Source organism: Streptomyces sp. NBC_00377 (assembly GCF_036075115.1).
Lineage (GTDB): Bacteria > Actinomycetota > Actinomycetes > Streptomycetales > Streptomycetaceae > Streptomyces.
The window spans coordinates 219895-246836 of sequence record NZ_CP107958.1 but is presented as its reverse complement, the minus strand read 5'-3'; the positions used below and the strand labels follow the sequence as shown (position 1 = coordinate 246836).

Below are 26942 nucleotides of genomic sequence, written 5' to 3'. Positions count from 1 at the left end.
GACGTCAGATCACCGGTCGATGCTGGCCATGTTCGCCTCGTTGTGGCGTTCGCCTGCGGCCGGTGTGAGGTTGTTCAGTCGGTCGAGCTGGGCAGCGCTGAGTTCGATGCCGTCGGCGGCGGTGTTCTCTTCGACGCGCGTAACCCGTCGGGTTCCGGGGATGGGTGCGATGTCCTCGCCGCGGGTCAGCAGCCATGCCAGTGCGGTCTGTGCCGGGGTGGCTCCGATCTCGGCGCCGATTGCCTGTACTTCGTCGACGATGCGCAGGTTGCGCTGGAAGTTCTCGCCGGTGAAGCGCGGGTTGGTCTTGCGCCAGTCGTCGTCGGCGAAGTCGTCGACGGTGCGGATCTGCCCGGTCAGCAGGCCGTGGCCGAGTGGAGAGTAGGGCACGAACCCGATGCCCAACTCCCGTAGCAGCGGAAGGATTTCGGCCTCGACGTCACGCGTCCACAAGGAGTATTCGGTTTGCAGCGCAGCCACTGGATGGACGGCGTGTGCCCGGCGGATCGTCTCGGGGCTGGCCTCGGAGAGTCCGATGTGGCGCACCTTGCCCTCGGTGACCAGTTCGGCCAGCGCACCGACCGTTTCCTCGATGGGGGTGTTCGGGTCGACGCGGTGCTGGTAGTAGAGGTCGATGTGGTCGGTGCCGAGCCGCAGGAGTGAGCCTTCGACGGCGGTCTTCACGTTGCCGGGGCTGCTGTCGATGACGCCGGGGCCGTCGCCGGCGTGCGAGACGAGACCGAACTTCGTCGCCACGACGACGTCGTCGCGGCGGCCCTTGATGGCCTGGCCGACGATTTCCTCGCTGTGGAAGGGGCCGTAGATCTCGGCGGTGTCGATGTGGGTGACGCCGAGGTCCAGCGCACGGTGGATGGTGCGGATCGACTCGGCGTCATCGAGGCCCCCGCCCGTGGTGTAGGTGCCGGCCATGGTCATGGCTCCCAGGCCGATGCGGGAGACATCGAGCCCGCCCAGTGATACGTGCTTCATCAGGTACTCCTTGTCGTGACGGCTGTCAGGCCGGTCGGTGGTCGTGCGTAGTGGGGTGCGCCACCCGTGGCGGACCGTGCTGGGGTGATCCGCGCGCTGTCGACGCGGGCGCCGTCGGCCGGGTCGGGGCCGTAGATGGACCCGGTGGCTGTCGGCCTCGGCTCGGCCTGGCGTGGTGTTCAGACGTGGATGTCGTCGCAGGTCAGGCTGCCGAGGACATCCGTGCCGCGGTCGTCCGTGATGTGCTTCGTCCAGGCAAGCCGCGCGCTCACCCGGCCGATCACGGGGGATGTGAACCGGCCGCTGTCAGGTGGGGTCCGACACTGGTGTCGGCAGGACCAGGCGGCGGGGGATCCCTGGGTTGAACCGGCTGCGCCGGGTCAGTGCTCGTGGGCCGCCGGCTCCAGAACGAGGACGGGGATCTCACGGTCCGTGTTCTTCTGGTACGCGGCATAGTCGGGGAAGGCCTCGACGGCTCGGGCCCACCACAGGGCCTTCTCGTCCCCGGTCACCTCGCGTGCCAGCATGTCCTGGCGCACCGGGCCGTCCTGAAGTTCGAGTCGGGGGTCGGCCACCGCGTTGTGGTACCAGACGGGGTGGGTGGGGGCTCCCGCCATGGAGGCGATGACGGCGTAGGAGCCGTCGTGCTCCACCCGCATGACCGGCGTCTTGCGGATCTTGCCGCTCTTCGCTCCCAGGGTGGTCAGGATGACGACGGGCAGGTCCCGGAGCCTCTCGTCTTCCTTACGTGCGACCAGGACACTCAGCGTCGTTCCCTGTGTACCGCCGGAGCTTTCGTACAGCTCCACCTGGTCCCGTACAAACTGCGCCTTGCTCGGCTCGTACTCGCCTTTGAGGGGCATGTTGACTCTCTCCGTGCTGTCGAAAAGGCAACCGGCAGCCGTCCCCTGTCCCGGCAGGGGGGCGGGGCGTGGTGCTCAGGCGTGAGCGTCGTCATAGGCCAGGCGGCCGCCCAGCTCGCGGGATGCCTCGGCCTGGGCAAGGAGTTCCTTCGCCTTAACCTCCGCGGCCTCGATGGCGTCCGCACCGGCGACGAACCGCAGCAGCGGCTTGTCCTGGCCGACGATGGTCAGCAGGGCGCGGGCGAGCTTGGCGGGGTCGCCGGGCTGCTGGCCGTTCATGCTCTTCATGCCCTCGATCCTGGGGGCGGTGCGCGGGGCGTAGTCGTCGATGGACAGCTCGGGCCAGTTGGTGGAGCCGTCCACGAGGAGTTCGGTGCGGAAGTAGCCGGGCTCCACGATCGTGGTGTGGATGTTGTACGGCTCGACGTCGTGACGCAGGGACTCCATCCAGCCCTCTTCCGCGAACTTGGAGGCGGCGTAGGCGGAGGTGAACTCCATGCCGACCAGCCTGGCGGTCGAGGTGATGGTGATGATGTGGCCTGCACGCTGCTTGCGCAGGATGGGCAGGACAGCGCGGGTGACGTTCATCGGGCCGAAGAGGTTGGTCTCGAACTGCCGGCGCATCTGCGCGGGCGAGATCTCCTCGAAGTAGCCGGTGAACAGGTTCCCGGCGTTGTTGATCAGGACGTCGATGCGGCCGAAGCGGTCGACGGCTGCCTGCGCGGCGGCCTCGGCCTCCTCCAGGCTGGTGACGTCCAGCTTGGTGACCAGCAGATTGTCCTGCGGCCCGCCAAGGGTCTTCTCGACCTCTTCGGGGCGGCGGCCGGTGGCGACGACCTGGTGGCCGGCGGTGAGGGCCTCGCGGGCGATGTCCGTGCCCAGACCGCGTCCGGCACCGGTGACGAGAATGACCTTGCTCATGGGGGGTCCTTTCCGGCGCCGAGATCCGGCACCCGCTGTCTGCGGGGGCTGATCCGTGCAGCACGGAGCGTCGCAGAGGGCGGGGACCGGCGCCGCGAGCGCCGTCTGTCTGAACGGTTCACACCGCCGTGGGCGGTGCACCACCAACAAAACCGGCTGTCACGCGGGGGCGGGAGTCCCTGATGAGGGGGTCACTGACAGGGACCCCCAACCCGGCGGATGGGCTCGTAGAGTGAAGCTCATGGCAGGAAGAAACGACCCCAACGGCGCAAACCGCGACATCCGCGATGATTTCCGCGCGGAGATCCGGGAATTCCTCGGCACGCGACGGGCCAAGGTCACCCCCGAGCAGGCCGGCCTGCCCCTGTACGGCGGAGAGCGCCGACGGGTCACCGGGCTGCGCCGGGAGGAGGTAGCCCTCCTCGCGGGCATCTCCAGCGAGTACTACACCCGGCTGGAGCGCGGCAACGCCACCGGCGTCTCCGAGAGCGTCATCGAGGGCATCGCGCAAGCACTTCAGCTCGACGAGGCCGAACGCATCCACCTGCTCGACCTCCTGCGCGGCGCCGGCACGACCCGCCCGCCACGCCGCAGCCCGGCCCAACAACGCGTGCGGCCCGCGGTGCAGCGCGTCCTTGACTCGATGGCCGGCACACCCGCGTTCATCCTCAGCGGACGCGGGGACATCCTGGCCGCCAACCACCTCGGACGTGCCCTGTTCTCCCCGGTCTACGCCGACCCGGTACGGCCGCCGAACAACGCCCGTTTTGTCTTTCTCAGCCCGCACGCGACCGAGTTCTTCCGCCACTGGGACGAAGTCGCAGGCGACACGGTCGCCATGCTGCGCGCCGAGGCCGGCCGCGACCTCTACGACCGACGGCTGACGGACCTGATCGGGGAGCTGTCCACCCGCAGCGAGGAATTCCGCCACCGCTGGGCTGCCCACAACGTCCGCATGCACACCACCGGCGTGAAACTACTCCACCACCCGGTCGTCGGCGACCTCGACCTGCCCTTCGAAACCTTCCCGCTCCCCGACGGCCCCAGCCAGTTCCTCCTCACCTACACCGCTGAACCCCACTCACCCTCGCAGGACGCCCTGAACCTGCTGGCCAGCTGGGCCGCGACCAACGACGACATCGAGCGGTCCGCGCCGGCCAACGACTCCCAGCCAGCCGACTCGGGCGAGACACCCGACTGACCGACGAGCCACGCGAGTCGATCTGCGGCCCGAGACCGCTGGGGTGACGTTGCACTCCAGCTCGCGGCACTACGGACAAACGGACAACTGCCAACCCCCGCCATAACTTCGGCTCCGCTGCCCAGCCCGGCCGCAGGGATAGGGACCGGGCACCGGAGTGCTCAGCATCGGTTCCGGCAGCTGCCACGTCACCCACCAAGAGGCTTCACGTGTCCAGCTCTGTCCTGCGCTTCCTCAGCCGGCAACTGCGGCGGCACCGTCGGGCCATCGGCTCATGCCGGCGGTGGAAGTGTCACTTGTAGGGCGGCATGTTGTTGGTCGGGTCTCCAGGGCTCCAGTCCATGTGGGTCACGAGGACGGTCAGGAGGAGTACCACCGCGATCAGGACGAGCACCCCCACCCAGAAACTGTCCGCAGGTCCCGGACGGTGCGCATCCGGTGAGCTGTCCGGCCGGTCACCGCCACCCTCACCAGCACGGTCCCCGGCGTCACTGTACCCATCGAGTGCCACGGCCCCTCCTTCGACAAGGCCATGGCACCCGACCGCAGGGCAGGCGTCAAGACCGCCCGCAGTGTCTGGTCTCTCGGGGCCGACAGGGGCGTGACCACCAGCGAGTCAGGCCGGTTCAACGCGGTCGACCACCAGTACTGCGCAGCTACGTAACTGTCTGCCGCCCGACCAGTGCCCGACCAGCGCCCGGCCGGCGACTGCGGCGAGCCGACGAGGAACTGCGATGTCACTCGGCGAGGACCTTGAGGCCCTCGTCGCCCATTCCGGGGTTGCGCACTGCGCCCCTGGTCGGGTACGGCCGCCGAGGGCGAAAGCGCTGCGATGCGGTGGATGTGGGCCCAGGAGCGAGGCCGGGCAGCGGGGGAGACGGATCGCGAGCCGCCCGCCGCCGGTCGGGTCCCTGGGCCGCAGCGAGGTAGCGCTCGGCGCGCCTGACCGGGTTGGTGCTGAGCGCGGCGGCTTTGGCCAGGAACAGCGCCTGAGCGGAATAGCCGCCCCTGGCCCGCGCCCAGTCGGAAGCCGTGTCCAAGTCCGCAGCCGCCGCCTCGTCGGTGCCGAGGACGGCCTCGGCGCGATGCCAGGCGTGCCGGAGGCGTGCCGCAGGTAGCGGGTCGGGTCGGTGACGGACTGGAAGGAGACGCCGGAGGAGTCGGCCAGTCCCGGCACCACCTTCCATTCCGAGTCGGTGTAGGGGTCGAAGGGGTACGGGTCGATGCGGCCGATGCTTTCGGCCTGCCGCCAGAATCGGTCCGGGACGTTGTAGGACTTCAGCCGGTTCCAGTCCGGCTTTCCCCACCGGGCGACCATGTTGTCGTACACCGTCTGGGGAATCTGCTTGATGTCGGCGTGCTTGGAGTTCAGCGGCTGGGATTAGACGCGCCGGTCGGTGGCGGTCCAGGTGCCGGTGGAGAGGTCGCTGGTCTGCCAGGTGTAGAACAGCGCGTTGGCGTCGCCCCACAGGTACCACGTGCCGGCGGCCTGGGCGAGGATCGGGCCCTCGATGACTCCCTGGGGCGCCAGGCCCGAGGTGAACTGGGTGAAGCTGCCGGGACTGAGCGAGGTGACTTCGCACCCACGAGGCTGTTGTGGCCCTTGAGGTACAGGTGTTCGATCCCTCGTCAGTTCCAGGGAGCCGCGGTGAGCCAGCTGGTGTCCTGGGCCCACGACTTCGTGTTGTCGCCGTGTCCGGGCGGCAGTTCTGTCGCGGGCGCCAATCTGCGCCGCTCGTAGTGCAGTTGCAAGCCTCTGACCTGTACTTGTGTGCAGTGCCTCGTAGACGTGCAGGTCAGAGAGTTGCGATCGTCGTGCAGGCTGCTCGATTTGTGGAGACGGTGGGGTCAGGAAGGCCTGACCGCCGAGACCGGGGTGACGGTCACCTTGTTGTCGCACTCGGCCCACACCCCGTCGTTCAGTGCGACCTGGTGCTTCCCGGAGTGCGGCAGCCCGATGACCATCGTCGGATACGTCACCGGGTCCTTGCCCGACACGCAGTAGCCGTCGGCCTCCCCGTGGACTTGGACGAAGGTCAGCTTCACCCACGCCTTGCCGTGCGGCCGGACCGTCACGGTGGCCGCCCTGCCGGTACGGGTGACCTTGAGCGGAGTGTTGTGGGCGGGGGAGCCGTTGCCGGCGCCCGCGACCGTCGGATGGCCCTTCAGGACGCACGTCCTCCGGGAGACGTTGGTGAACTGCACGACCGCCGCCCCGGTCCCGGTCCCGACGGGCCGGTGGACGGCCTGCCGGGCGCTGACCTGGAGGGCGGAGGCCGAGCAGGCGGGCGGCGGGGTGGAGGTGGTGGTACTCGCCGCCATGGCGGTGCCGGGCAGGATGCCGGTCACCGCCGCCGCGACGGCCGTGACCGCCGTCGTCGCCAGAGCCGCCCTGCGAATGCCATTGCTGTGCCGCATGCCGTCGTCCCCCTGAGTCGTCTCGTCCGCGGTTTCGGTCGTCGGTTGTTGCCCCGCGGTACGCGTGGTCGTGGTACGTGAGTGCAGACATGGCGGGAGAGCGGCAGGGTTCCGTGCGGTGACTACTTGTGACGGAACGGTGACGGCAGACGGCACCCGTGCAGATGGCCGTCCTCGGGATACGCGGGAGGCATGGCGGGAGTACGGCCTCCACGCCGTACCCGGCCCTCCGCGACACGGCGCGAGGCGGCGTTGCCGACTTGGCGCAGCAGTTCCAGCCGGCTCAGCCCGGCGGGAGCGAAGGTTCTGCCAGAAGATCGCTACGAGGTCCGGCCGACGGAAGTCGGCACCAGGGTGCGCCCCTGAACCGGTCCGCACTGCCCAACTCCCCACCCGGACAGGGGCGTGCAGCGACACGGCGTGGGGCCGCACCACCCTCCTCGACCATGAGTTGATTGAGTAGTCACTTCGCCATGGCGTCTTTTGCTGTCCCAGGCAGGGCTTCCAGGAGATGGCCGGGCGGTGGCGTCCGGGGCTTGCCGTTCGCTGAGCGTTCGAAGGTGATGCCGATCGCGGCGTGTACATCCGTCTGCGGCAGCACAGCTTGCCCCGCAACGATCGGCACGTCGTGGTAGGGGGCACCTATTGGCGCGCCAGCCCATGGCGGTCGGCCCAGGCGTTGATCGCCGCGGCCAGTTCCTCGGGGCGGTCCTCCGGGGAGTGGTGACCGGCGAGGCCGTGACGGGAGACCTCCAGGCCTGCGATGTTTTCCTCGCACCAGGCCACGGCCCTGTGGTCGGTCATCGCGCCCGGGCCCGGCTCGAACGCGGCGAGCAGCTTGGGGACTTCGGGGCTGGCGGCCAGCCAGGCGTCGTAGTGCTCGACGCGGGCCACGACGTCGGCGGGCTCGGTGTCCAGCGGCATCATGCGCGTCCACGCCAACACCGGGCGGCGGCTCCGCGGGGTGGGAAAGGGCCTGCGGTAGACCTCCAGGTCAGCAGGGGCGAGCGGGGTGGCGACCGTGTCCGGGAGTCCTTCGATGAACAGCGACTTCTCCAGGACCATCGCCTCGCCCACCCCGGGGGTGCGCAGGAGGGTGAACAACTCCCGCCCCGCAGCCGGGAACTCGTCGCCGACCAGCGGCTTGATGATTGTCTCAGTGAAGGCAAGGCCGCGGACCCGGTCCGGGAGACGGGCGCCCCGGTCGAAGGCGAGCGCGCCGCCCCAGTCGTGGCCGACGAGAACGGCCTCGGTAAGACCGAGGGCGTCGAACCAGGCGTCGAGGTAGCGGGCGTGGTCGTCGAAGGAGTAGGCAAGGTCGGGCTTGCCGGAGTCGCCCATGCCGATGAGGTCCGGGGCCAGCAGGCGGCGGCCGGGCGCGGCCACACCCGGCAGGACGTTCCGCCACAGGTGGGAGGAGGTGGGGTTGCCGTGGAGGAAGACGAACGGCAGCCCGGCGGGGTCGCCGGACTCGCGGTAGTGGAGGGTGGACTCGAGGATGGGAAGGGTGGGCATCGCGGGGTCACTTCGCTTTCAGTACGGGGGATTCAGAGGTTGAGGCTCAGGACGTGGTCGACGGCGATCTCGACGACGACCAGGTCCAGCGAGGCGGGCGGGGCTGCGCGGTAGCGGACGATGTAGCGGCGGACTGCCTCGGCCAGGCGCGCGGGGTCGTCGGTGACGGTGGCCCGGCCTTCGATGGTGACCCAGCGAAAGCCGTCCGCCTGGCAGAGCGCGACGCGGTCCGCCGGGCCGCCCGCCGCCACATTCCGGGCCTTCCGGGCCTTGGCCCGGGTGGTCACCCGGGCCAGGCCGGTGGACGCGTCGAAGGTGAAGCGGACGGGGGTGACGTGCGGGGTGCCGTCGCGGCGGAGGGTGGTGAAGGTGGCCGGGTATGGGCGAGTGAGGAACGCCCGTGTGCTGGCCGGGAGTTCGGCGGTCGCCCGGCTCACTTCTTCTTCACGCCTTCGTTCCAGATCAGCTTGGCGATATTCGGCTTCACGGCCGTGGTGATGACTCCCATGGCTGTCCGGACGTACCGCCGTTCCTCCAGCTCGCGCAGCATGCTCGCGGCGAGGTCGGCGCGGGCGGTGAAGACGCCGTCGGCGCTGGTCTCGGCGGTGTGGTACTCCGTGACGACGGGGTTCTCGAACAGGCCCGAGGGTCGCACGAGGGTCCAGTCGAGACTCGTCCGACGGATCACGTCCTCCATGCGGCGCATGTCCTCGTGAAGGGTGCGGCCCAGGCGCCGGTTCACCAGCGGGTCGAGCACATGGTTGAAGAAGTGCGCGCCGGTGGGACGCCAGTTCGGGTCGGCGATGCTGGAGCTGACGGCGAGAAGTCGCTTGATGCCGTGGCGGGCCATAGCCCCGGTGATGGCCGTGGCGCTCGCCGAGTACGTGGTGATGGTCTCCTTGCTGAAGCGTGCGCCCAGCGCGGAGAGGACGGCGTCCGTCCCGGCGATCGCGGCATCGACGGTCACCGGGTCGGTGGCGTCGGCTATGGCCACGGTGAGGCCGGGCCGCGAGGGCAGGGAGCCGGGGCGGCGGGTCACGGCGACGACCTGGTGGCCGGCGGCGAGGGCCTGGTCGGTGAGGTGGCGGCCGGTCGGTCCGTTGGCGCCGAAGACTGCGATACGCATGGTGTCGGGTCATCCCTTCGTGTGTTTCCCGGAACGCCCTTGACTGTGCTGATCACGAAGCACAGGCTCAACGTTGATGAATAACGCCGCCCTCGCACCCGCCCGCACCCGAGGCCGCCCTCGCGGCAACCCGCCGACCCGCCAGGTGATCGTCTCGGCGGCCCGTGGGTTGTTCCTGGAGCACGGGTATCGACGCACCACCGTGCGTGCGGTGGCCGGGGCGGCCGGGGTGGATCCGGCGCTGATCGCCTACCACTTCGGCTCAAAGAAGGGCCTGTTCGCAGAGGTGATGCAGTTTCAGTGCGCCAACGCACTGGCGGTGGACGACGTCCTCGGAGGCGACCCGGCCACCCTCCCCGACCGCCTGATCGACGCGGTCACGGACCTGTGGGAGGACACCGACTTCCAGCAGCTCACCACCCAGGGAGACGAGGCCGCCGAGGTGATCCGCGAATACCTGGAACACGAGCTGCTGGGCCGGCTTGTTGAATTTCTTGGTGGCCGGGACGCGACCGCCCGAGCCACGGCCGTGGTGATGCTCCTCGGCGGCCTCATCTACACCCGCTACCTCAACCCCTTGCCTACCCCCGCCGCCCTCACCCCGTCCGAGACCCGCCACATCCTTACCCCGGCACTGCGCACAGCTCTGGCCCCGAGGTTGCGCACCCCGACAACCGCCAGAGCAGGCCGTCGAGGCTCACCGACCTCCGCTGGAGGTGCCGTCCGGCATTGACCACCTCCGCACCTGCGATGCGGCTTCCCCTGGAGGTAGCGGTGCAGGGAGGTCTTCGAAATGCTGGTCTTGCTGCTGGGGGGCGTGTTCGTGGAGTCCGTCGACGTGACGGACGCGGTCGTCCGGGTCAAGGCCCGGACGACCGCCAGGCGGATGGCCTGCCCGGGATGTGGGAGTTGGTCGGAGCGAGTACACGGTTCCTGTCTGCGCGGGCCGTGCGTCTCGGCTTCAGTGACCTGACGTGGATCGACTCCTCGGGGCTGTCCGCCCTGCTGATGATCCACCGGCGGGCCCGCGCGCTCGGGGCCGACTTCCACCTGGACAGCCGCCCGGAGGTGCTTGAGCGGATGCTCCAGATGACCAACGTGCTGGAGTACCTCCTCGGCCGCGACCACTCCGACGCCCCGGGCGGGCGCGCTCTTCGCGGGCCGGGCGGATGGGCGCCGGGCGGGATTGCGGCGGGATCTTGAGGGCACGTGCAGGTGCATGGACAGTGACAGCGTCCGGGTGCCGCCGCTGCGGCCCGGTGGCTACGATCCGGCCGACTACGCCGGCGCGGTGGTGCGTAGTGCCGAGCAGGCCGGTGTCTCTCCGCGACTGGTGATGGGCGTCCTGTACAACGAGGCGTACAAGCCCCACCATCCGCTGCTGGAGCGGTTGTGGCAGTGGTGGAAGCCGGAGGCGTCCTTCGGGGTGGCCAACATGCACCGGGCGGCCTTCGAGCAGGTACGACGGGTACACGGTCTGTCCGGGCGCTGGCAGGATCTGCGGGACGACCCCGCCTTCGCCATCCGCGTGGCGGCGCTGCACCTGAAGGACCTCGACGGCAGGCTTCCGGCGTGCCATGTGCGCCGGTACACCCGCGAGGAACTCCTCGCCCTGGGGTACAACGCGGGCGAACGCAACATGCGCGCCTTCGCCCGCGGCGTACCCCCGGGCCCCATGGCGTGGTCCTATCTGCGCCGTTTCCGCGCCGGTCGGCGGCGCGCCGCCGAAGCCCTGGCAGGCTGCGTGCGAGTCCAGGCGTGTGCTGCCATCTCCCCGACGGCTCATCCCGGATGCGTTGACCCGGATCATCGTCTCGTCGACCGCGGCGCGCAGGCCGACCAGCGGGATGACTGAAGTCCGGCGCCGATACGTGATCCGCATGATCCGCTTTCGGGGCGCCCCGTTGCGTTGTCGCACGTGGACATTCGATCGATGGCGCCGGGTCGAGGTCGTCCTACCGGTCCTGGCCACCACGCACATCACTCAGCCGGAGGGGGCGGCGGAGTCTCGCCGGAGGTGTGTGCGAGGGACTGCGCGCACCAGATGGTCTTGCCGTGAGGAGTGTGCCGGGTGCCCCACCCCTGGGTGAGCTGGGCGACCAGCAACAGCCCCCGGCCGCCCTCGTCGAAGGCACGCGCCCGGCGCAGGTGCGGTGCGGTGTTGCTGGAGTCCGAGACCTCGCAGATCAGGGCGGTGTCGCGAATCAGCCGGAGCCTGATGGGGGGCTCGCCGTACCTGATGGCGTTGGTGACCAGTTCGCTGACGACCAGTTCGGTGACGAACGTCGTCTCCTCCAGCCCCCAGGCCTCCACCTGGTCGACGGCGAACTGCCGGGCGCGCGACACCTCCGCGACGTCCGGCTCGACGTCCCGGTCGGCGACGTGCTGGGGATCCAGTGCACGGGTGCGCGCGAGCAGGACCGCGGCGTCGTCCGTGCGGTGTTCGGGCAGCAGGGCCTCCATCACCGTGTCGCACAGGGCATCCAGTGAGGGAGCCCTGTGGTCCAGGAAGCCCAGCAGTTCGGCGATCCCCTGGTCGACGTCTCGCTCGCGGTTCTCCACCAGCCCATCGGTGTAGAGGGCCAGCAGGCTGCCCTCGGGCAGCTCGAACTCGGTCGCCTCGAACGGCAGACCACCGATCCCGAGCGGCGGCCCCGGCTGTGCGGACACCGGGATCCTGGTGCCGTCCGGAGCGATGACCAGCGGGAGCGGGTGACCGGCGCTCGCCAGCGTCAGACGGCGGGAGACCGGGTCGTAGACGGTGTACAGGCAGGTCGCCCCGGTTTCGGCGGTCGTCTGGAAGTGACTGGTGGGCTGGAGGTCGCTGGCGAAGTGGAGGACCAGGTCGTCGAGATGGGTCAGCAGCTCGTCCGGTGGAAGGTCGACGTCGGCGAGCGTGCGTACCGCCGTGCGCAGCCGGCCCATGCTGGCCGAGGCGTGCAGGCCGTGGCCGACGACATCGCCGATGATCAGCGCGACCCGTGCGCCGGACAGGGAGATGACGTCGTACCAGTCGCCGCCCACCTCCGCGTCGATCCCCGCGGGCAGGTAGCGTGAGGCCACCTCGACCGCTTCCTGGCTGGGCAACCGCTGTGGAAGCAGACTGCGTTGCAGGGTCAGCGCGGTGGTGCTCTGGTGCACGTACCGGCGGGCGTTGTCGATGGCGACGGCCGCCTTGGCGGTGAGTTGTTCGGCGAGGATCAGGTCGTCGGCGGTGAAGGCCTCGGGCCGGTCAAGCCGGGAGAAGGTGACGACGCCTAGCAGCGCGCCGCGGGCCCGGAGCGGCACGGTGATGCGGCCGGTCAGTCCTTCCGCCGTGATGCCTTTGTCGATCACGGGGTTGCCAGGCGGCCAGTGGGCCGGGTCTGCGGCGAGCCCGGGACCGAAGGCCCATTCACCGCCGACGCCGGGATCGGCGGCGAGTTCCGCGGTGGACCTTCCGGTGGCCACGCAGGCGGCGGCCACGGAATGAGCCGCATGCGTGACCGGCACCGCTGGCCCGGCCGATCGATCGGCGTCGTCCGCGGAGCCGTGCCGGGCGGCACGGCTGAGCGTGAGGGGTTCGTCGCGGCTGATCGTCGGTGGGGAGGGTGGTTCCTCCCCGCGCAGCACCTCGTCGAAGAGATCCACGGTGACCAGGTCGGTGAACCCCGGTACGGAGGTCGTGGCCAGCTCCTGGGCGGTGCCTATGACGTCGAGGGTGCGCCCGATGCCGGTGGTGGCCTCGTTGAGGATGAGCAGGCGCTGCCGGGCCCAGTACTCGGCGCTCATGTCAAAGCCCCAGTTGGCGACCGCGCGCACGTTGCCCTCGGCATCCCGGACGGGCCAGATGCTGGTCGCCCAGGCATTGGCGTAGTTGCTGCCGAGGGGGCGGAAGACGGTGATCAGGCGCGCGGGTTCGCCCGTCCTCGCCACCTCGGCGAGCTTGTCTGTGTAGGGCTTGTCGTCCCGTTCGGGAAACAGCGAGCGGTCGAACTCGGGCAGCACCTCGCGGTACTTCCTGCCGAGCACCTGCTCCTCGGAGTGTGCGATCACCCGCCCCGAGGAGGCGTTGATCCACAGGAACCGCAGCTCGGGGTCGTAGACGCCCAGCGCGAAGGGGCACTGCTCGAAGGCCCGGTCCGCGATGACGGGCCGGCGATCCCAGCGCTGGACGGTGACCACCTGGCCCTGCGCGCGCCCCTGGAGGCCGCGCAACGGCTGTGCCGTGATCACGGAGTCCACCGTGTGACCGTCCCGGTGACGCAGGGCGACGGCCCCGGAGAGGTCGTCCGCGTCGTGGCTCCCGGGGAATCCGGGCGGCACAGGCCCGGCCAGCAGGTCGGTCACCGGCCGTCCGACGGTGTCCTCCGCCGTCCAGCCGAGCAGCTGACACCCTCCCTCGCTCCAGCCGCTGACCCGGCCGTCCGGGTCGACCACGACGACGGCGGTCGGGGCGTCCTGATCGTCGGCGGTCGTCACGCGTCACACCTCCGTCCGGACGGCGGTGTCCGCCGGGGATGGTCTCCGGCGGCCTCCTCCAGCCTAGAGCGGCTGCCGCCGCGAGGCGTCCCGACCGGTGCGTTCGGGACCGCCGAGGCCGCTGGTCCTCGCGGCCGTCGCCGTAGCGGGCGAGTCGTGCGCGGTAGCCGTCCCACCTCGGCTCCGCGGCCCAGCCCGGCGGCAGGCCGGGGCGGTCAGCATGGGCTGGGGCAGATGCCACGTCACCGGAGATCTCTTCCACCGGACGGCCGTGGCGGTGTACTCCGGAACGGCCCGGCATGCGGCGCCCGGCATGCGGACCGTCAGGTGCGAGTGCTGGTGAATCGGGTGGTCGGCCCCCAGCCTTTGAGGACTGGTGCCATGCACCACTGGCAGAGGGGGCTGCCGCCGTGGCCGTACTTGTGTGTCCTGCGCTGGCAGACGGCGCAGGGGCCGACCTGGCTGCCCAGGCAGACGAACGTCGACGGGTCAGGGTCTGTGACCGGCGGTGGGAGCGGGGGAGTGCTCATCGTGCTGGTGTCCTTGCGGCAGTGGACTGAGGGCCGGGGTGGTGGTGCCGCGGGGTAAGTCGATGATGTCGAGCTGGGTGTCGGGACGGCAGTGGGTGCAGGACCGCAGGCCACCGGCGAGGAGACGCCGAGCTTCGTCCCGGCCGACCGGGCGGCGCCGTTTGCCCGCCATGTGGCAGTCACCAGCGTGGATCTGCACGGGCGGGCGCCCGGTGCCGATGCCGAGCTCGACTGTCCACTGTGGCGGCTCGGGGCGGTGGCGCCGGCCGTGCTCGGTTTCTGCCTGCCGCTGTCGCACGGCGGTGATCTTCGCATCGATGCGGGTCAGCCACAGCGCGTGCCACACCCGTATTCTGTGGAATCAAATTTGTCAAACCGTACTGCTGGATGTGCGCGGCAGGCTGCCGACCCGAGCGGGCATGAGCACAGCTGGGTGGCATCAGGTGTGCGTGTTGAGTCTGTCGGCAGGTACTCGTTCGATGCGGGTCCAGCCGCTCCAGCCGCGCTCCTTCAGAATCGCTAGCACCAGTTCGGCGCCCGGGGCGGACTCAAGCATGGTGGAGTCCATCAGGGCGACGAACTGATCGTCGAAGCCGTCGGCACCCGTCTCGCCGGCTTCTACTGCGCGAATCATCAGGCGCTCCAGGATGTCGGCGACCTCGATGATCCGTGGATCGCCGGCCTGCCAGTCGGGCTCCCCGGTGAAGAAGCTGTAGAGCCTGACCATGTCGGGGTCGTCCAGCTCCTGGTGTTTCTTGGCAATCACGGAGTCGATCAGGTGTGGCACCTGCGCGGCGATCATGATCCAGGCATCCCGTTCCAGTTCGATGTACCGCTCCCCGACGCCGAGACCGCGCAGCCGGTCGAGGTAGCCCACGACGCTCTGCGGGAGCGCCAGGTGCTCTCCGGCGGCCAGCCGGGCGAGCCGGCTGCGGGTGTCCCGCAGCCGCCGGATCTCGGCGCGCAGATCCTTGTCGATCTCCTGGGTGCCGCTGGCGAACTCCTCTGGGCCGGCGTCGAGGAGTTCTTGCACCCGGGCCAGCGGCACGCCTGCATCGGCCAGGGTGCGGATCCGGATCAGTCGCACGACCGCGGCGGCGTCGTAGATTCGGTATCCGGACCGGTCGCGCTCGGGCTCGGGCAGCAGCCCGACCTTGTGATAGTGGCGTACCGCCCGCACCGTCACCCCTGCGTAGGCCGCAAGTTGGCTAATGGTGAGCATGGGTCTCAGACTGCCTCAAGCGATCTTCCGGCGATAGGCGGCCATCGCGAAGATGTACGCCACGACGAGGATGCCGACGCACCAGGCGAGGGCGGTCCAGATGTCGTCGCCGACCGGCTGCCCTGTGAACAGAGCACGGATCGTGTTGACGATCGACGTGACGGGCTGATTCTCGGCGAACCAGCGCACCGGGCCGGGCATCGTGTTTGTGGGCACGAACGCCGAGCTGACGAACGGCAGGAAGATGAGCGGGTAGGCGAAAGCGCCAGCGCCCTCGACCGACGACGCGGAGAGCCCGGGGATCACGGCGAGCCAGGTCAGCGCCAGGGTGAACAAGAGCAGGATGCCGGCGACCGCGAGCCACGCCGAAACTCCTGCCCCCGAGCGGAAGCCCATCAGCAGCGCGACGCTCACGACGAGCACGAGCGCGATCAGGTTGGCGACCAGAGAGGTGAGGACATGCGCCCACAGCACGCCCGAGCGTGCGATCGGCATGGACTGGAATCGCTCGAAGATCCCGCTCTTCACGTCGGTGAACAGCCGGTAGGCGGTGTAGGAGATGCCTGAGGCGATGGTCATGAGCAGGATGCCGGGCAGCATGTAGTTCACGTACGGAACCGACCCGGTATCAATGGCGCCACCGAACACGTAGACGAACATCAGCATCATGGCGACCGGCGTGATGGCGGTCGTGATGATGGTGTCCATGCTGCGTGTGACGTGGCGCAGGGTCCGCCCCGTGAGCGCGGCAGTGTCGCTGAAGAAGTACGCGGTCATCGCTGTCCCCCCGTTGTCGCGCCAGTGACGCCGCTCTCGTGGCCGCCGCCGATGACGGCGAGGAAGATCTCCTCCAGAGTCGGCTGCTTCTCGACGTACTCGACCTTGGCGGGCGGGAAGAGCTGCTTGAGCTCGGCAAGGGTGCCGTTCACGATGATCCGACCCTGGTGCAGGATCGCAATCCGGTCGGCGAGCTGCTCTGCCTCGTCCAGATACTGCGTGGTGAGCAGCACCGTCGTGCCGTACTCGGCGAGCTCCTTGACGGCATGCCACACTTCGATACGCGCCTCGGGGTCGAGTCCGGCCGTCGGCTCGTCCAGGAAGATCACGGACGGATTTCCGATGAGGCTCATCGCGATGTCCAGCCGGCGGCGCATCCCACCCGAATACGTGGACACCTTCCGCGGGCCGGCGTCGGTCAGCGAGAAACGCCTCAGCAGGTCATCTGCGATCGCGCCCGGGTCCTTGAGGTGGCGCAGTCTGGCGACGAGTACGAGGTTCTCCCGACCGCTGAGGATCTCGTCGACGGCCGCGAACTGCCCGGTGAGACTGATGGACTCCCGCACATTCGCCGGTTGCTTGTCGACGTCGAAGCCATGGACGCTGGCTGTCCCCGCGTCGGGTTTCAGGAGCGTGGCGAGGATCCTCACGGTCGTGGTCTTGCCCGCCCCGTTGGAGCCGAGCAGGGCGAAGATGCTGCCCCCCGCCACCTCGAAGTCCACGCCACGCAGCACTTCGAGCTTCCCATACGACTTCTCCAGACCCTGCACGCGAATCACCGGGCTGGCGCTTGATTGGGCCGTCATGGTCATCTGCCTCCTTCATGGAGTCGTTCCAGGCGACTGCGAGGAAGCTCCTGCCGGAAGCATGGAGGGTTGACCCAGCGTCAAGGTCAAGCCGCTCTCTGAGCACCGTCCGTATCGCTGGCACGATCGGCACGGCGGACCGCCGCCGTCGATCAGCGCGAGTCCCCAGCAGGGCCACGGCATGTCTCTGATCTGCCTCTTCAAGATGGCGGCAGCTCAATAATTGGCAGGAGCTGGCGCGGGGTGGCGCCGGATGGCGTGGGGACGTCCGCGAGACGTTCCAGGAGCCGGCTGAGGGCGGCTTGACCGTCGTCGACGGCGGCTTGTTCTTCGTCGGTCAGTGGGATGGCGGCCCGCATGTGCTGCAGGTTGGCCTTCGCTTCCAAGAGCTGAGCTTTGCTGGAGCTTTTGGGGGTGTAGAAATCGCAGCGGGCGCAGGCCATGCGGTGCGAGCACTGCTCGAAGAATGTGTACGTGCAGTAGCCGTGCCCGAGGTCGTAGTGCTGCCACGGTTCCCCGGCTGCTGCCGCGCCGGAGGTGACGGCGTCGCGGTCGACGAGGACTTCGATGGTGCGCACGTTGCGGGCGAAGTACCCGGCGTCCTCGTATGCCTTGGTCAGGGTGTTGGGGCTGATCTTCGCGTAGTGCTGGGTGGATTCCGGTGAGCGGTGGCCGAGCCAGGCCTGCAGCTCGAAGAGGGTCATGGGTTCTTTGGCGTTGTAGAGCTGGCTGGCGATGGTGGAGCGGGCGCGGTGGCTGGTGATGTTGCCGCGGACGTCGGCGGCCGGGACGCCGGCCTTGCGGCAGAGCATGGGGATGATGCTGCTGTTGATGTAGCCGCTGGAGACGGCGCGGGCGCGGTAGGCGAAGAGGAAGTCGACCTGTTCTCCGGTGCGTTGGTCGGTCCGCTTCGGCTGCTGGGGGCGGAGTGCTTCCCAGGCGTTGATGGCCTGGCCGAGCAGCGGGTCGACCGGTTTGGTGAACGCCGTCCCGGTCTTGTGCGCGGGAACGTCCAGCAGGCAGACAGCGTCCCGCGCGAGGATGCGTTCGGAGTCGCCGGCGACGGGATTGCCGTTGTGCTGCCAGCGGATGCAGCCGAGACGCAGCCGTGCGATCTCGTTGCTGCGCTGCCCGGCGAACAGCCAGGTCAGCGTGACGGCTCGGACGAGTTCCAGGGGGTAGATGGGACCGGCTTTGCCACGGGGAAGGTCGGCGGATTCCAGGTTGAGTCCGGCCCACAGCAGCTTGGCCCAGATGTCGTCGGCGATCACGCGTGGATTCGGGCCGACCAGGGCGCTGATGGTGCGGGGCACGGAGAGCGCGCGGAGAGGATCGAAACCGAGGCGCACCCACTGCCAGTCCTGGATGTCGCGGAAGAAGACCCTCACGGCGCGGATGAGGCCGGCCTTCGAGGCGGCCTGGAGCGGCTGGCCCAGACGTTCCCGGAAGCTGCTGGTGCGTACGACGTGGTCGCCGATCTTCATGCGGTCGACGGCTGCGATCCAGGCCGCGCACGTCTGCCGCGTCCATAGTGCGGGGTCGGCGGCTTCCGGCTGGTGCGCGGCGATCCACCGTCCGGTCTTCAGCAGCGCGGCCCGGTAGTGCAGGCGGGCGCGGTGGGTCATCGTCGCGGTGGCGTACCAGCGTTCCACCCATTGGGCCCAGACTGGGGGCACTCCGTCGTGGCTGACCACGTCAGAGCCGGAGGTCGCGGGGGGCGGGTCGCAGAAGCCGAGGGCTGCCACGGCGCGTTGTACCGCGTACAGGACTTTCATGCTCTCGTCGGTCAGGAGATGCGCTCGCCGGACTCGGTCGAAGAACGCGGTGGTGAGGTCGCTGCTGTGGGGGCTGCGGTTGAGCAGGAAGAGTTGGCTCAGCACCGAGGGCACGTTCTTGTCGTGGTCCTGGCCGTACTGGTAGCCCCAGCCGGTCAGCACGGTACGGACCTGTCCGATCTCCGCTTCGACGAGGTGGCGGCCGAAGACGCGGCAGGCGAGCGACAGCCGGTCGAAGTGTCCGAGCCGGTGGAAACCGGTGAAGCGTTCCAGGTGGTAGGCGTACCCGCACAGAGTCGGGCGCACGGATCCCGCGGTCCAGTCGGGCACCTGCTCTTGAAACGCCCGGTGATGGTGGCCGAGGAACCTCAGCCATTCCTCACCGTCCCAGTCCCAGTACGCACGTCCGACATCCGCGCACCGCAATAGCACCACGGCGGCGGCGTCGTTCATGACCCGCCGTCCATACTCAGTGCGCGGCACGTCGAAACTGGCGTTGATGTCCTGCAGAGGGCGTGTGAGACGGCTGATGTCAGCCCACTGCGGGGCATCAGGGTCGTGATATCGCTGTCGGCGCAGGTTGCGCAAGCCCAGCTCGCGAATGGCACGCTGCTCCGCTCCTGCCAGCGCAGGTGAGCGGTCGTAGTGACGCAGGTCGATCGGGGAGTGCCAGCGCCCGGGGGAGTCCTCGGGCAGGGACGCAGCCGTCATAGCGAGCCTCCTCCCGCCCCGGCCTGCGACGTGTCCGGGCCAGCGAGCATCTGGACCCGCCAGGCGTGAATGTGGTCCATCCCGCTCTTCAGCTTCTCGGCGAGGTCACGGCCGGAGAGGTGGATGTACTGCAGGGTCGTGTCAATGTGCCGGTGCCCGGCGAAGGAGGCGATGGCGTGCAACTCCCAGCCCATCCGCGCCAGATCGGTCAGGCACAGATGGCGAGTGGTGTGGGTGGAGAACCGCTCGACGCCGGCCGCCAGGGCGAGACGGCGTACCACCTTCGACCAGGTCCACAGAGTCAGCGGCTGGCCATGGTTGCGCCGAGACTCCGACAGGAACAGTGGCCCCCGGGCCCGGCTGACCGTCGCGCGGTGCGCGAGGTAGTCGGCCAGCAGCACGCTCGTCGGCGCGGAGTACGGCACCACGCGTGCCAGCCGGTTCTTCGTCGTCTCCGCACGCACCCGCAGCGTCCGGTGCGCCGGATCCAGATCATCGGTGCGCAGCGAGCACAGCTCCTCCCGGCGCAGCGCCGCATCGTAGGCGAGCGCCAGCATCACCCGGTTACGCACCGGTTCACGCCGTGCCACCTCCAGCAGGTCAAGCCACTGCCGCTCGGTCGGGAGCCAGGGCAGCTTGGAGAACCGCGGCACCAAGCCTCGCTCCTGGTGGCTCCCGCGTCGGCCAGGCGTGTACCGCCCGCGGCCCACGGGGTTCGACTCGCGCAGGCCTTCCTCGATGAGGAAGTCGTAGAACAGGCGTACCGGTACCAGGCGTTGCTGGATCGTCGCGTTCGCCAGGCCGGCCCCCGACTCGATCGAGACGACGTTCGCCCCGCGCCGGTGCGGCCGAGACGTCAGCTCGCGAACGAACACACCCACGTGCGCGCGGCCGGCAGACAGCGGATCGACCGCTTCTCGCTCACACAGCGCGAGGTATTCCGCGAGTCCCCGGGCGTAGGCGTCCAAAGTCCCTGGCGCGCGCCCGAGGTCTTCCCAGGCTTGCAGCCAGGTAGCTGCGTGATCGTTTCGTGCCAGCACCGGCCACTTGGCCATGAGTACCGATGTACTGCTCAAGCCGTTCCCCAGGATCGTGGATGAAGCCGGGCTACAGGATCACCCAGGCTGATTCCACATAACTTCTAGCGTCTCCAGGCGGGGCAGGTCCTCGGGCAGGTCATCGAACACGTATTTGATTCTAGGTGTACGGGCTTGCCGGTTCGATCGGGGCAGCGTCACCGAGTCACCCTGACCACGTCGGAATGCGGATCTGACCTGCCGTGGTCGGGGGGCGGCCGGGCGTATGGGGAGCAAGCCGCGTGGCCTCCCGTGGAGGAGCCGGGAGGCGGGTGCGTTGGGAGGCATACCGAGGGCCGGGGTGCTGTTGGGTCAGGTCAGGGCGTTCTGGATGTTCTCGCGGGTGTCGAGCACGGTGTCGGCGCCGGTGATCCCGAAGAGACGCCGTAGGTGGCGGGGTGGGCCTGCCACGCGTAGCGAGGTCAGGTGGTGGATGCGCAGCAGCAGGTTGAGGGAGGTGGAGTCGGCGAAGGAGACGCCGGAGGCGTCGATCACCACGCGGGAGTGCTTGGGCGCGGTGGTGTCGAGTGCTTCCTCGAGCGGGGCGATGCTGGTGGTGTCGTAGTCGCCGTGTGCGACGACGACCCACGCCGCCTCCCGCTCGTACTGCACCGTCGTGCCTTGGCCGTCGGGTCGTGGCTCATGTCGAGAGCATGCCCCTCGCTGCCAGCGATGCGGTAAGAACGCCGTGGAAATGTGGCCGGGGGGTTCAGGCACTGCGGCGTGGCTTCCTCGAGGTTGCCTTCTTCGCCGTGGTCTTCTTCGCCGTCGTCTTCATCGCGTCCGTCTTCTTCCTCGGCTTCGGCAGTTCGCGGACGTCGGCGTTCTCGCCGCGGGAGGCCTTCGCCGCATTGGACACGGACTCCTCGAGCGCGGCCATCAGGTCGAGGACCCGTCGCGGCTTCTCCGGCTCGGGCGCCTCGGGGAGCGGTTTCTCTTCCCGCTTGGCTTCGATGATCTTCTCCAAGGCCTCGGTGTAGGTGTCCTTGAAGTCGTCGCCCTCGAGGTCGTCGCGAGACATCGACTCCATCAGGGCGAGCGCGTCCTTGATCTCCTCCTCGGACACGTCCACGGGCTCGGGGAGGAGCTCGGTGGGGTCGCGGATCTCGTCGGGCCAGTGCATGGCGTGCTGGACGATGGCGTCGCCGCGGACCCGGAGCATGCCGAGCCGTTCACGCCCGGACCACGCGTATGTGGCGATGGCCTTCGCCGAACGGGCCAGCGCTTCGCGGAGCAGGTTGTAGGGCTTGGTTGCGACCTGGCCGTCGGGGGAGAGGTAGTAGCCCTCGCCGATCCGGATCAGGTCGATGTCGTCGGCCGCGATGAAGGCGTCGATCTCGAAGGCCTTCGCTGTCGGCAGCGGCAGGTCGCGTAGTTCCTCGTCGCTGATGGCGACGACCTGGTCCCTGGCGTACTCGTAGCCCTTGCCGATCTCCGCGTTCGGCATCTCCGAACTAAGAGGCTGCGCAAGTAGGCATGCGGGGTTGTCGGTCTCAAGTCCGGTCTGTGGGCTCGTTGTACACTCCGGGCGGGTGAGACTCGCGACGTTCAATATCCTGCATGGTCGGCCGGTCGGGTCTGGTCGGCTGGTTCGGCCTGGTGCTTCCGAGCGTGGACTGCTCGCCGACGCTGTCGGGTCTCTGGGCGTCGATGTCCTGGTGCTACAGGAAGTCGATCGGTTCCAGGAGCGTTCTGGCCGCGTAGATCAAGCCGCCGCTGCGGCGGGGGGCATGGGCGCGGGCGACTGGCGGTATGCGTCAGCACTGCACGGCGTCCCGGTACCAGGCCGGGGGTGGGCACTCGACCCCGAAGCAGCTGGTCTCCGCGTGTATGGCCCGGGGGAAGATTCGGCCCGGGCCGGCCGCTCCTCGCACGGTCTTGCCTTGCTCTCCCGGCTCCCGATACGCGGATGGTATGCGCGGCAGCTGGCGCCGGTGAGCGTGCGGATGCCGCTGCGTGTGGCGGGGCGGCCCGGTCTGAGCTGGGCAAGGGATCGGCCGCGCGCTGCGCTGGCCGCTGTGGTGGAGGGGAAATACGGCCTGTTCACGGTGGTGGCGGTGCACCTGTCCTTTGTTCCCGGCTGGAACGCGGTCCAGCTCGCGGGGATCCGCCGCTGGGTGTCTGGCCTGCCGGGACCGCACATCGTGGCGGGTGACCTCAACATGGTGGGACCGCTGCCCCGGCTGGTGCTCGCCGGGACCGCACGGATGGACCGTCTGTCCCGCTGCGGGCGGGACGGCTACAGCGCCTGGAGGGACCTGGGGGGCGAGCCCACCTATCCGTCCCATCGTCCGCGAGTGCGGTTCGACCGAATTCTGACGGGCGGGATTCCCCGGGATGCGGTGCGCGGTACGAGTACACCGTCCATGCCGTTCTCGGACCACAGGCCGCTCGTGACCGAGCTGGCCGTGTGATCTGGCCAGTCCGGGTGCCGCTCCCGCAGAACGCGGACACGGGGTGCGTGTTCATGGACGGTAGTGGGGAGCGGCCACTTCAGCCCGGCCGCGCGGTTGCAGGCCGCGATCGAGGAGCGCAGTGTCGGTCAGGAGCGGCTTGTGCTCCAGCAGAGTCCTCGCGCAGACAGGCGGGTGTTCATGGGCGTCGCTTGGGCCGGTGGTCCCAGCGGTGGGTGATCCAGGCTCGTCGGATCAGGCTACGGACGGTGATGATCGTCGCTGCGAGGTCGAAGAGGGCGTTGATGACGGTACTGCGGCGTTCGTAGCAGCGGGCAAGGCGGCAGAACGCGTTCTGCCAGGCCTGTGTGCGCTCGACATGCCACGGCCGGCTTGCCTGGATCGGCGCCTTCTCGCCCTTGTGCGCGATGCGACCGCGCAGGTCGCGGGCGGTGAGCTCGGCGCGGATCTTGTCCGAGTCGTAGCAGGCGTCGAGGTGCGCCGTAGTGTCGTCGGGCAGCGGCCCGAGGCCGTTGCCGCTGCCGCACTTCAGCACGTCCGTACGCCCGCACTCTGCGGTACGTCCGTGTCGTGTCCGGGCAGGCTATCCGGCGTCCGGCCGAGGTCATCGTTCCCCCTGGGACGGTCGCTGTGTCGGAGTCGTGAGGTCCAACGACCCGGCCGCGATATCGAATACACGTCGTTCGGTCGTGCTGGGGAGCCCGCTATTTCCTGGGTGAGGGAACTTCGGGGGCGAGGGATCCCTGGAGTGGCTTGGCTCGGCGCCGGGCCGGAAATGGCCGATACGCGGACAGCGCGAGCAACAGGCCGTAGACCGCATCACCTTGACCGGTTCGGATAGCGCCTGGCGCGTCGTCGAACCGCAGCCCCGTGTCGTGGGGCTGCGGGTGTCAGCGCTCGGGCTTGGGGGGCCGCTGCATCAGCGCGGCCGCGGCCCTGTTGAGGGTGACCTTCGCGTGCAGGAGGTCGGAGATCACTTCCGTGATGGGCATTTCGACGTCGTGGGCCTGGGCGAGGGCGAGGATCGCTTGCGCGGATTTGACGCCTTCGGTGGTCTGGCGGGTGAGGGCGGTTGCTTCTTCGACGCTCAGGCCCCGGCCGAGGTGCGTGCCGAAGGTGCGGTTGCGCGAGAGCGGGGACGAGCAGGTGGCCACCAGGTCGCCCAGGCCGGACAGGCCGGCGAGGGTGGCTGGGTGGGCGCCCATAGCTGTCCCCAGCCGGGTGGTCTCGGCCAGGCCGCGGGTGATGAGCATGGCCGTGGCGTTGTCCCCCAGTCCCATGCCCGAGGCGATACCGACCGCGAGGGCGATGACGTTCTTCACCGCGCCGCCCAGCTCGCAGCCTGTCACGTCAGTGCTGGTGTAAGGGCGGAAGTATGAGGTGTGGCACGCCTGCTGGAAGCGGTGGGCGGCGTTTTCGTCTGTGCAGGCGACAGTGGCCGCGGCGGGCTGGCCTTCCATGATCTCGCGCGCCAGGTTCGGCCCCGAAAGCACCGCGACCCGCTGCGTACGGACGCCGGCCACCTCGGTGATGATCTGGCTTGCCCGCAGGTGGCTGTCCTGCTCGATGCCTTTCATCAGCGACACGATCACCGTTGCGGGCCCGATGTGCGGCGCCCACGCGGCGAGGTTCGCCCGCAGACTCTGCGCCGGGATGGACAGCACCATGAAGTCCGCGCCGTCCAGCGCGGCAGCCGGGTCGGTCGTCGCGGTCAGGCCTGCGGGCAGCTCGACGTCCGGGAAGTAGCCGGGGTTGTGGTGGTGGGTGTTGATCGCCTCGGCGATTTCACTACGGCGGGCGTGCAGGACCACGCCTGTGCCGGCGTCGGCCAGGATCTTTGCTGCTGCGGTGCCCCAGGACCCGGCCGAGAACACCGCAGCACGGGCCGAACAGCACTGGCTCAACGCGGGTTCCTCTCGTTGGGGCGAGGGCCGGGCTCGGCCATCGTATCGATCACACCCGGTCTGGCCGGGTCATGCCTCAGGGCACCGATGATGCAGTTCCGAGGCGCGTTGCGTGGGCCGGTTGAACGCCGTCCTGTCGACGCGGAGGAGCGATCTGCGCGGCGTGGTACGAGCTGTTGCTGTCCTGGCCCGGATGCAGGGCGGTCCACTGGTCAGCAGGTTTGTGTGCTGGCGGGAGCGGAGGTGTCCCGGAACTCATTGGACGGCTGGACTTTGAACGAGTCCGGCCTCAAGGGCCGAACCCTCGTAGTGTGCACCCCGCAAACCCAACCCCTTGGTTGGCTGACGGCGGCCTTCAGCTGTGCAGCATGAGGAGGCTGAGCCCGGTGCTGGTGGGGGTGTGCACCGCGCTGTTGCGGTGCCGGAGGGTGGTGACCAGTCCGGCCTGTCGTAGGACGGTGGCGTGTTGGCTGGCGCCTGAGGCGCCGATGCCGAGAACGCCGGCGAGTTCGGCCGTGTTGCATCCGGGATGGGTGGCGATGGCATGGAGGACTGCGGCGCGGGTCCGGCCCAACAGCGCGGTCAGAGCCTCGGGGGCGCTTGCGGCCGCGGATTCCGCGGAGACGGGGGTCAGGGGGGTGAGGGCAGTACCGGAGTTGGCGGGGTAGGTCAGGAAGGGCTGGGGCTCGGCATCGGGGTCGATGACCGGTGATTCAGACCCGAACAGTGAGGGCACCAGCAGCAGCCCCTGACCCTCCAGCCGCAGGTCGCCTTGCATGCCGGAGGCCATGGCGACTTCCAGCGTCGGCGCTGTCCACCGGATGCGTCGCGGGTACAGCCCGGTCAGCAGGCGCTCGACGCCACCGTGGAGCAGTTCGCGTACCCGGACGGCACGGTCGGCGGCAAGGCTGGTCACCACGTGGGGCCAGTACGGCGCCATGACTGTCGTGTGGAGGACCTGCATGCTGTCGGCCAGCTGTTGCAGCATGAGTGGGTCATCGTCCAGCCGCCGGCTCCAGGAGGGCAGCGGCTGGTGTTCCGCGAGGGCTGCCAGGGTCTGACGGATCTCTCTCGGTGAGGTCGAACGGATCTGTTCCAGCAGGTCCTGTGGGCTGCCCGGTTGCACGCGGGCCAGGAAGTCCGGTGTCCATCCGCGCAACGGGATCAGATCGAGGGCCAGGCGCGCCTCCGGCGGTAACTGGGCCATGGACCGCTGTCGCCATACGTCGTACCGCACCGGCTGATTCCGGTCCTGCAGGACCCGTACCGCATTGGTCAGTTCCAGCATCGGCCTCGGGGACTCGGCCACCCGGGTCCGTGCCAGATCCTCGGCGGTGAAATGGATCCGGTAGACCACTGCTTCCCCCATGCTCCAGCCATGCCTGGCGATCGCCCGCGATTGTCCCAGCAGACCGTGATTCAGGCCAGGTTGAAACATGATGGCCTGTCTTGCGCGGGTGGGCCAGGCTTCATCGAGCGGGCAACAAGACCCCGGTCAGATGACTGTGCCGTGCGGCGGAACGCCGAGGAATCGATGACCTGTCGGCGTCCCGTCGATGGGGACCTCCCCGTTCACTTGCGAGGCCACAGTCAGGGGCAAGAGGGACATCGGCTAGGCGAGGAAGGCGATCCAACACATGATGATTCGCGGAGCAAGAACCAAGCAGAACCGGACGGACCGTGGGGGCGACAGCAGGGGCATCGGGCGGTCCCTGGCCATGCTGGGCAGCGCGGGCGCCCTGGCCACGGACGACCTCACCAAGACTTTGGCCCCTGACGGTGATGCCCGGCGGGGCCGTCCGCCCAGGCTGGCGTTCCCCGAACAGGTCCTGGCCACCGTGCTCCACCTGCGGGTCGCCCGGCAGCGCGGCAACAGCAAAGCGAACACGTCCGCCAGCACAGCCTCAAGCCCCTCCGCCGCACCCTCATCCTTCGGACCAACAGCCCAGCCAAACCGAGGAGTTATTGATCGGCGGCCCTCTTTTGTTCGATCGGCTGCACATCCGTCACGTTTGTGCATGGCAGGGCGTTGTTCATCACATCGGTTGGCGCGCAGTTTCGCTCGACAGTGGCGTAAACGTTTAACGATCATGGTGCTCGGGCCCCGATGGGACAACGGGAACCACCTGCCAGGTGCGGCCAGTACGTCCAGAGTCACGAGCAGCGCCGCGATCCGGCGCCGGTTGGGTCGGGGCCAGATACGGAACGTCGTCACATGCGCGCCAGGGAGAA

General features: G+C 69.0%; 25 protein-coding genes and 2 pseudogenes. 5 read left to right on the top strand and 22 right to left on the bottom strand.

The genetic code is table 11. The annotated features are described in order from the left end of the window. Positions 1–9 precede the first annotated feature (9 nt). The 3 genes from OHS71_RS01240 to OHS71_RS01230 all read right to left on the bottom strand — a co-directional run bounded on the left by OHS71_RS01240 (position 10) and on the right by OHS71_RS01230 (position 2774). Positions 10–990, bottom strand: a complete 981-nt coding sequence (locus tag OHS71_RS01240; RefSeq protein WP_328475877.1) for an aldo/keto reductase — start codon at positions 988–990, stop codon at positions 10–12. A gap of 380 nt (positions 991–1370) precedes the next feature. Beyond that, positions 1371–1853 carry a nitroreductase family deazaflavin-dependent oxidoreductase gene (locus OHS71_RS01235; protein WP_328475875.1) on the bottom strand — a complete coding sequence of 161 codons (483 nt, stop codon included), beginning with the start codon at positions 1851–1853 and terminating at the stop codon, positions 1371–1373. A 75-nt stretch (positions 1854–1928) separates the two neighbouring features. Continuing rightward, positions 1929–2774: an SDR family oxidoreductase gene (locus tag OHS71_RS01230; RefSeq protein WP_328475873.1), complete on the bottom strand. Its 846-nt coding sequence runs from the start codon at positions 2772–2774 to the stop codon at positions 1929–1931. Positions 2775–3015: 241 nt separating this feature from the next. Here OHS71_RS01230 and OHS71_RS01225 point away from each other — a divergent pair, with 241 nt between their 5' ends. Then, positions 3016–3975 carry a helix-turn-helix domain-containing protein gene (locus tag OHS71_RS01225; protein WP_328475871.1) on the top strand — a complete coding sequence of 320 codons (960 nt, stop codon included), beginning with the start codon at positions 3016–3018 and terminating at the stop codon, positions 3973–3975. 737 nt (positions 3976–4712) lie between these two features. On the opposite strand, the gene OHS71_RS01220 is transcribed toward OHS71_RS01225, so the two are convergent. The 7 genes and pseudogenes from OHS71_RS01220 to OHS71_RS01190 form a co-directional block, all read right to left on the bottom strand. Then, positions 4713–5015 carry a hypothetical protein gene (locus OHS71_RS01220; RefSeq protein WP_328484811.1) on the bottom strand — a complete coding sequence of 101 codons (303 nt, stop codon included), beginning with the start codon at positions 5013–5015 and terminating at the stop codon, positions 4713–4715. Positions 5016–5134: 119 nt separating this feature from the next. Further along, a pseudogene (locus OHS71_RS01215) lies at positions 5135–5293 on the bottom strand (AbfB domain-containing protein); the annotation flags it as partial. Between the two features lie 63 nt (positions 5294–5356). Next, entirely contained in the window at positions 5357–5650 is a 294-nt protein-coding gene (locus OHS71_RS01210) for a hypothetical protein (protein ID WP_328475869.1), read from the bottom strand. 173 nt (positions 5651–5823) lie between these two features. After that, positions 5824–6393: a DUF4232 domain-containing protein gene (locus OHS71_RS01205; protein ID WP_328475867.1), complete on the bottom strand. Its 570-nt coding sequence runs from the start codon at positions 6391–6393 to the stop codon at positions 5824–5826. A 642-nt stretch (positions 6394–7035) separates the two neighbouring features. Further along, positions 7036–7908 (bottom strand): haloalkane dehalogenase, encoded by an 873-nt coding sequence (locus OHS71_RS01200; RefSeq protein ID WP_328475865.1) that lies wholly within the window; start codon positions 7906–7908, stop codon positions 7036–7038. A gap of 32 nt (positions 7909–7940) precedes the next feature. Beyond that, a complete protein-coding gene (locus OHS71_RS01195; RefSeq protein WP_328475863.1) occupies positions 7941–8345 on the bottom strand; it encodes a pyridoxamine 5'-phosphate oxidase family protein in 405 nt (134 codons plus the stop codon). After that, the gene (locus OHS71_RS01190) at positions 8342–9034 is read right to left on the bottom strand and encodes an NAD(P)-dependent oxidoreductase (protein WP_328475861.1); all 693 of its coding nucleotides are present in this window, start codon (positions 9032–9034) and stop codon (positions 8342–8344) included. The genes OHS71_RS01195 and OHS71_RS01190 overlap by 4 nt, the downstream gene beginning before the upstream one ends. Before the next feature lie 76 nt (positions 9035–9110). Between OHS71_RS01190 and OHS71_RS01185 the strand changes: the two genes are divergently transcribed. From OHS71_RS01185 to OHS71_RS01175, 3 genes are all read left to right on the top strand, one after another. After that, positions 9111–9767, top strand: coding sequence for a TetR/AcrR family transcriptional regulator (locus OHS71_RS01185; protein ID WP_328475859.1), 657 nt, complete (start codon positions 9111–9113; stop codon positions 9765–9767). Positions 9768–9934: 167 nt separating this feature from the next. After that, positions 9935–10237, top strand: coding sequence for an STAS domain-containing protein (locus OHS71_RS01180; protein WP_328475857.1), 303 nt, complete (start codon positions 9935–9937; stop codon positions 10235–10237). A 16-nt stretch (positions 10238–10253) separates the two neighbouring features. Then, entirely contained in the window at positions 10254–10889 is a 636-nt protein-coding gene (locus OHS71_RS01175) for a lytic transglycosylase domain-containing protein (RefSeq protein ID WP_328475855.1), read from the top strand. 125 nt (positions 10890–11014) lie between these two features. Here the strand turns inward: OHS71_RS01175 and OHS71_RS01170 are convergent, their stop codons facing one another. The 9 genes from OHS71_RS01170 to ku form a co-directional block, all read right to left on the bottom strand. Continuing rightward, entirely contained in the window at positions 11015–13495 is a 2481-nt protein-coding gene (locus OHS71_RS01170; protein WP_328475853.1) for a SpoIIE family protein phosphatase, read from the bottom strand. 489 nt (positions 13496–13984) lie between these two features. Next, positions 13985–14323 (bottom strand): DUF6233 domain-containing protein, encoded by a 339-nt coding sequence (locus tag OHS71_RS01165; protein WP_328484362.1) that lies wholly within the window; start codon positions 14321–14323, stop codon positions 13985–13987. A gap of 141 nt (positions 14324–14464) precedes the next feature. Beyond that, positions 14465–15247, bottom strand: a complete 783-nt coding sequence (locus OHS71_RS01160) for a MerR family transcriptional regulator (RefSeq protein ID WP_328475851.1) — start codon at positions 15245–15247, stop codon at positions 14465–14467. A 15-nt stretch (positions 15248–15262) separates the two neighbouring features. Beyond that, positions 15263–16024, bottom strand: a complete 762-nt coding sequence (locus OHS71_RS01155; protein WP_328475849.1) for an ABC transporter permease — start codon at positions 16022–16024, stop codon at positions 15263–15265. After that, on the bottom strand, positions 16021–16830 hold the full coding sequence (locus tag OHS71_RS01150) for an ABC transporter ATP-binding protein (protein ID WP_328475847.1): 810 nt from the start codon (positions 16828–16830) through the stop codon (positions 16021–16023). Before OHS71_RS01150 ends, OHS71_RS01155 begins: the two co-directional genes overlap by 4 nt. Before the next feature lie 200 nt (positions 16831–17030). Further along, positions 17031–19316: a tyrosine-type recombinase/integrase gene (locus OHS71_RS01145; RefSeq protein WP_328475845.1), complete on the bottom strand. Its 2286-nt coding sequence runs from the start codon at positions 19314–19316 to the stop codon at positions 17031–17033. Further along, positions 19313–20371, bottom strand: a complete 1059-nt coding sequence (locus OHS71_RS01140; RefSeq protein ID WP_328475843.1) for a tyrosine-type recombinase/integrase — start codon at positions 20369–20371, stop codon at positions 19313–19315. The genes OHS71_RS01145 and OHS71_RS01140 overlap by 4 nt, the downstream gene beginning before the upstream one ends. Positions 20372–20704: 333 nt before the next feature. After that, positions 20705–21004: an STAS domain-containing protein gene (locus OHS71_RS01135; RefSeq protein WP_328475841.1), complete on the bottom strand. Its 300-nt coding sequence runs from the start codon at positions 21002–21004 to the stop codon at positions 20705–20707. Between the two features lie 97 nt (positions 21005–21101). Continuing rightward, positions 21102–21839, bottom strand: a complete 738-nt coding sequence (gene ku / locus OHS71_RS01130) for a non-homologous end joining protein Ku (RefSeq protein WP_328475838.1) — start codon at positions 21837–21839, stop codon at positions 21102–21104. Positions 21840–21924: 85 nt separating this feature from the next. Between ku and OHS71_RS01125 the strand changes: the two genes are divergently transcribed. Then, positions 21925–22806, top strand: a complete 882-nt coding sequence (locus OHS71_RS01125) for an endonuclease/exonuclease/phosphatase family protein (protein WP_328475836.1) — start codon at positions 21925–21927, stop codon at positions 22804–22806. Between the two features lie 178 nt (positions 22807–22984). Here OHS71_RS01125 and OHS71_RS01120 read toward each other — a convergent pair. The 3 genes and pseudogenes from OHS71_RS01120 to OHS71_RS01110 all read right to left on the bottom strand — a co-directional run. Continuing rightward, a pseudogene (locus OHS71_RS01120) lies at positions 22985–23320 on the bottom strand (IS5/IS1182 family transposase); the annotation flags it as partial. A 376-nt stretch (positions 23321–23696) separates the two neighbouring features. After that, positions 23697–24710 (bottom strand): NAD(P)H-dependent glycerol-3-phosphate dehydrogenase, encoded by a 1014-nt coding sequence (locus OHS71_RS01115; RefSeq protein WP_328475834.1) that lies wholly within the window; start codon positions 24708–24710, stop codon positions 23697–23699. 355 nt (positions 24711–25065) lie between these two features. After that, positions 25066–26079, bottom strand: a complete 1014-nt coding sequence (locus tag OHS71_RS01110) for an ArsR/SmtB family transcription factor (protein ID WP_328475832.1) — start codon at positions 26077–26079, stop codon at positions 25066–25068. Between the last annotated feature and the right edge of the window lie 863 nt (positions 26080–26942).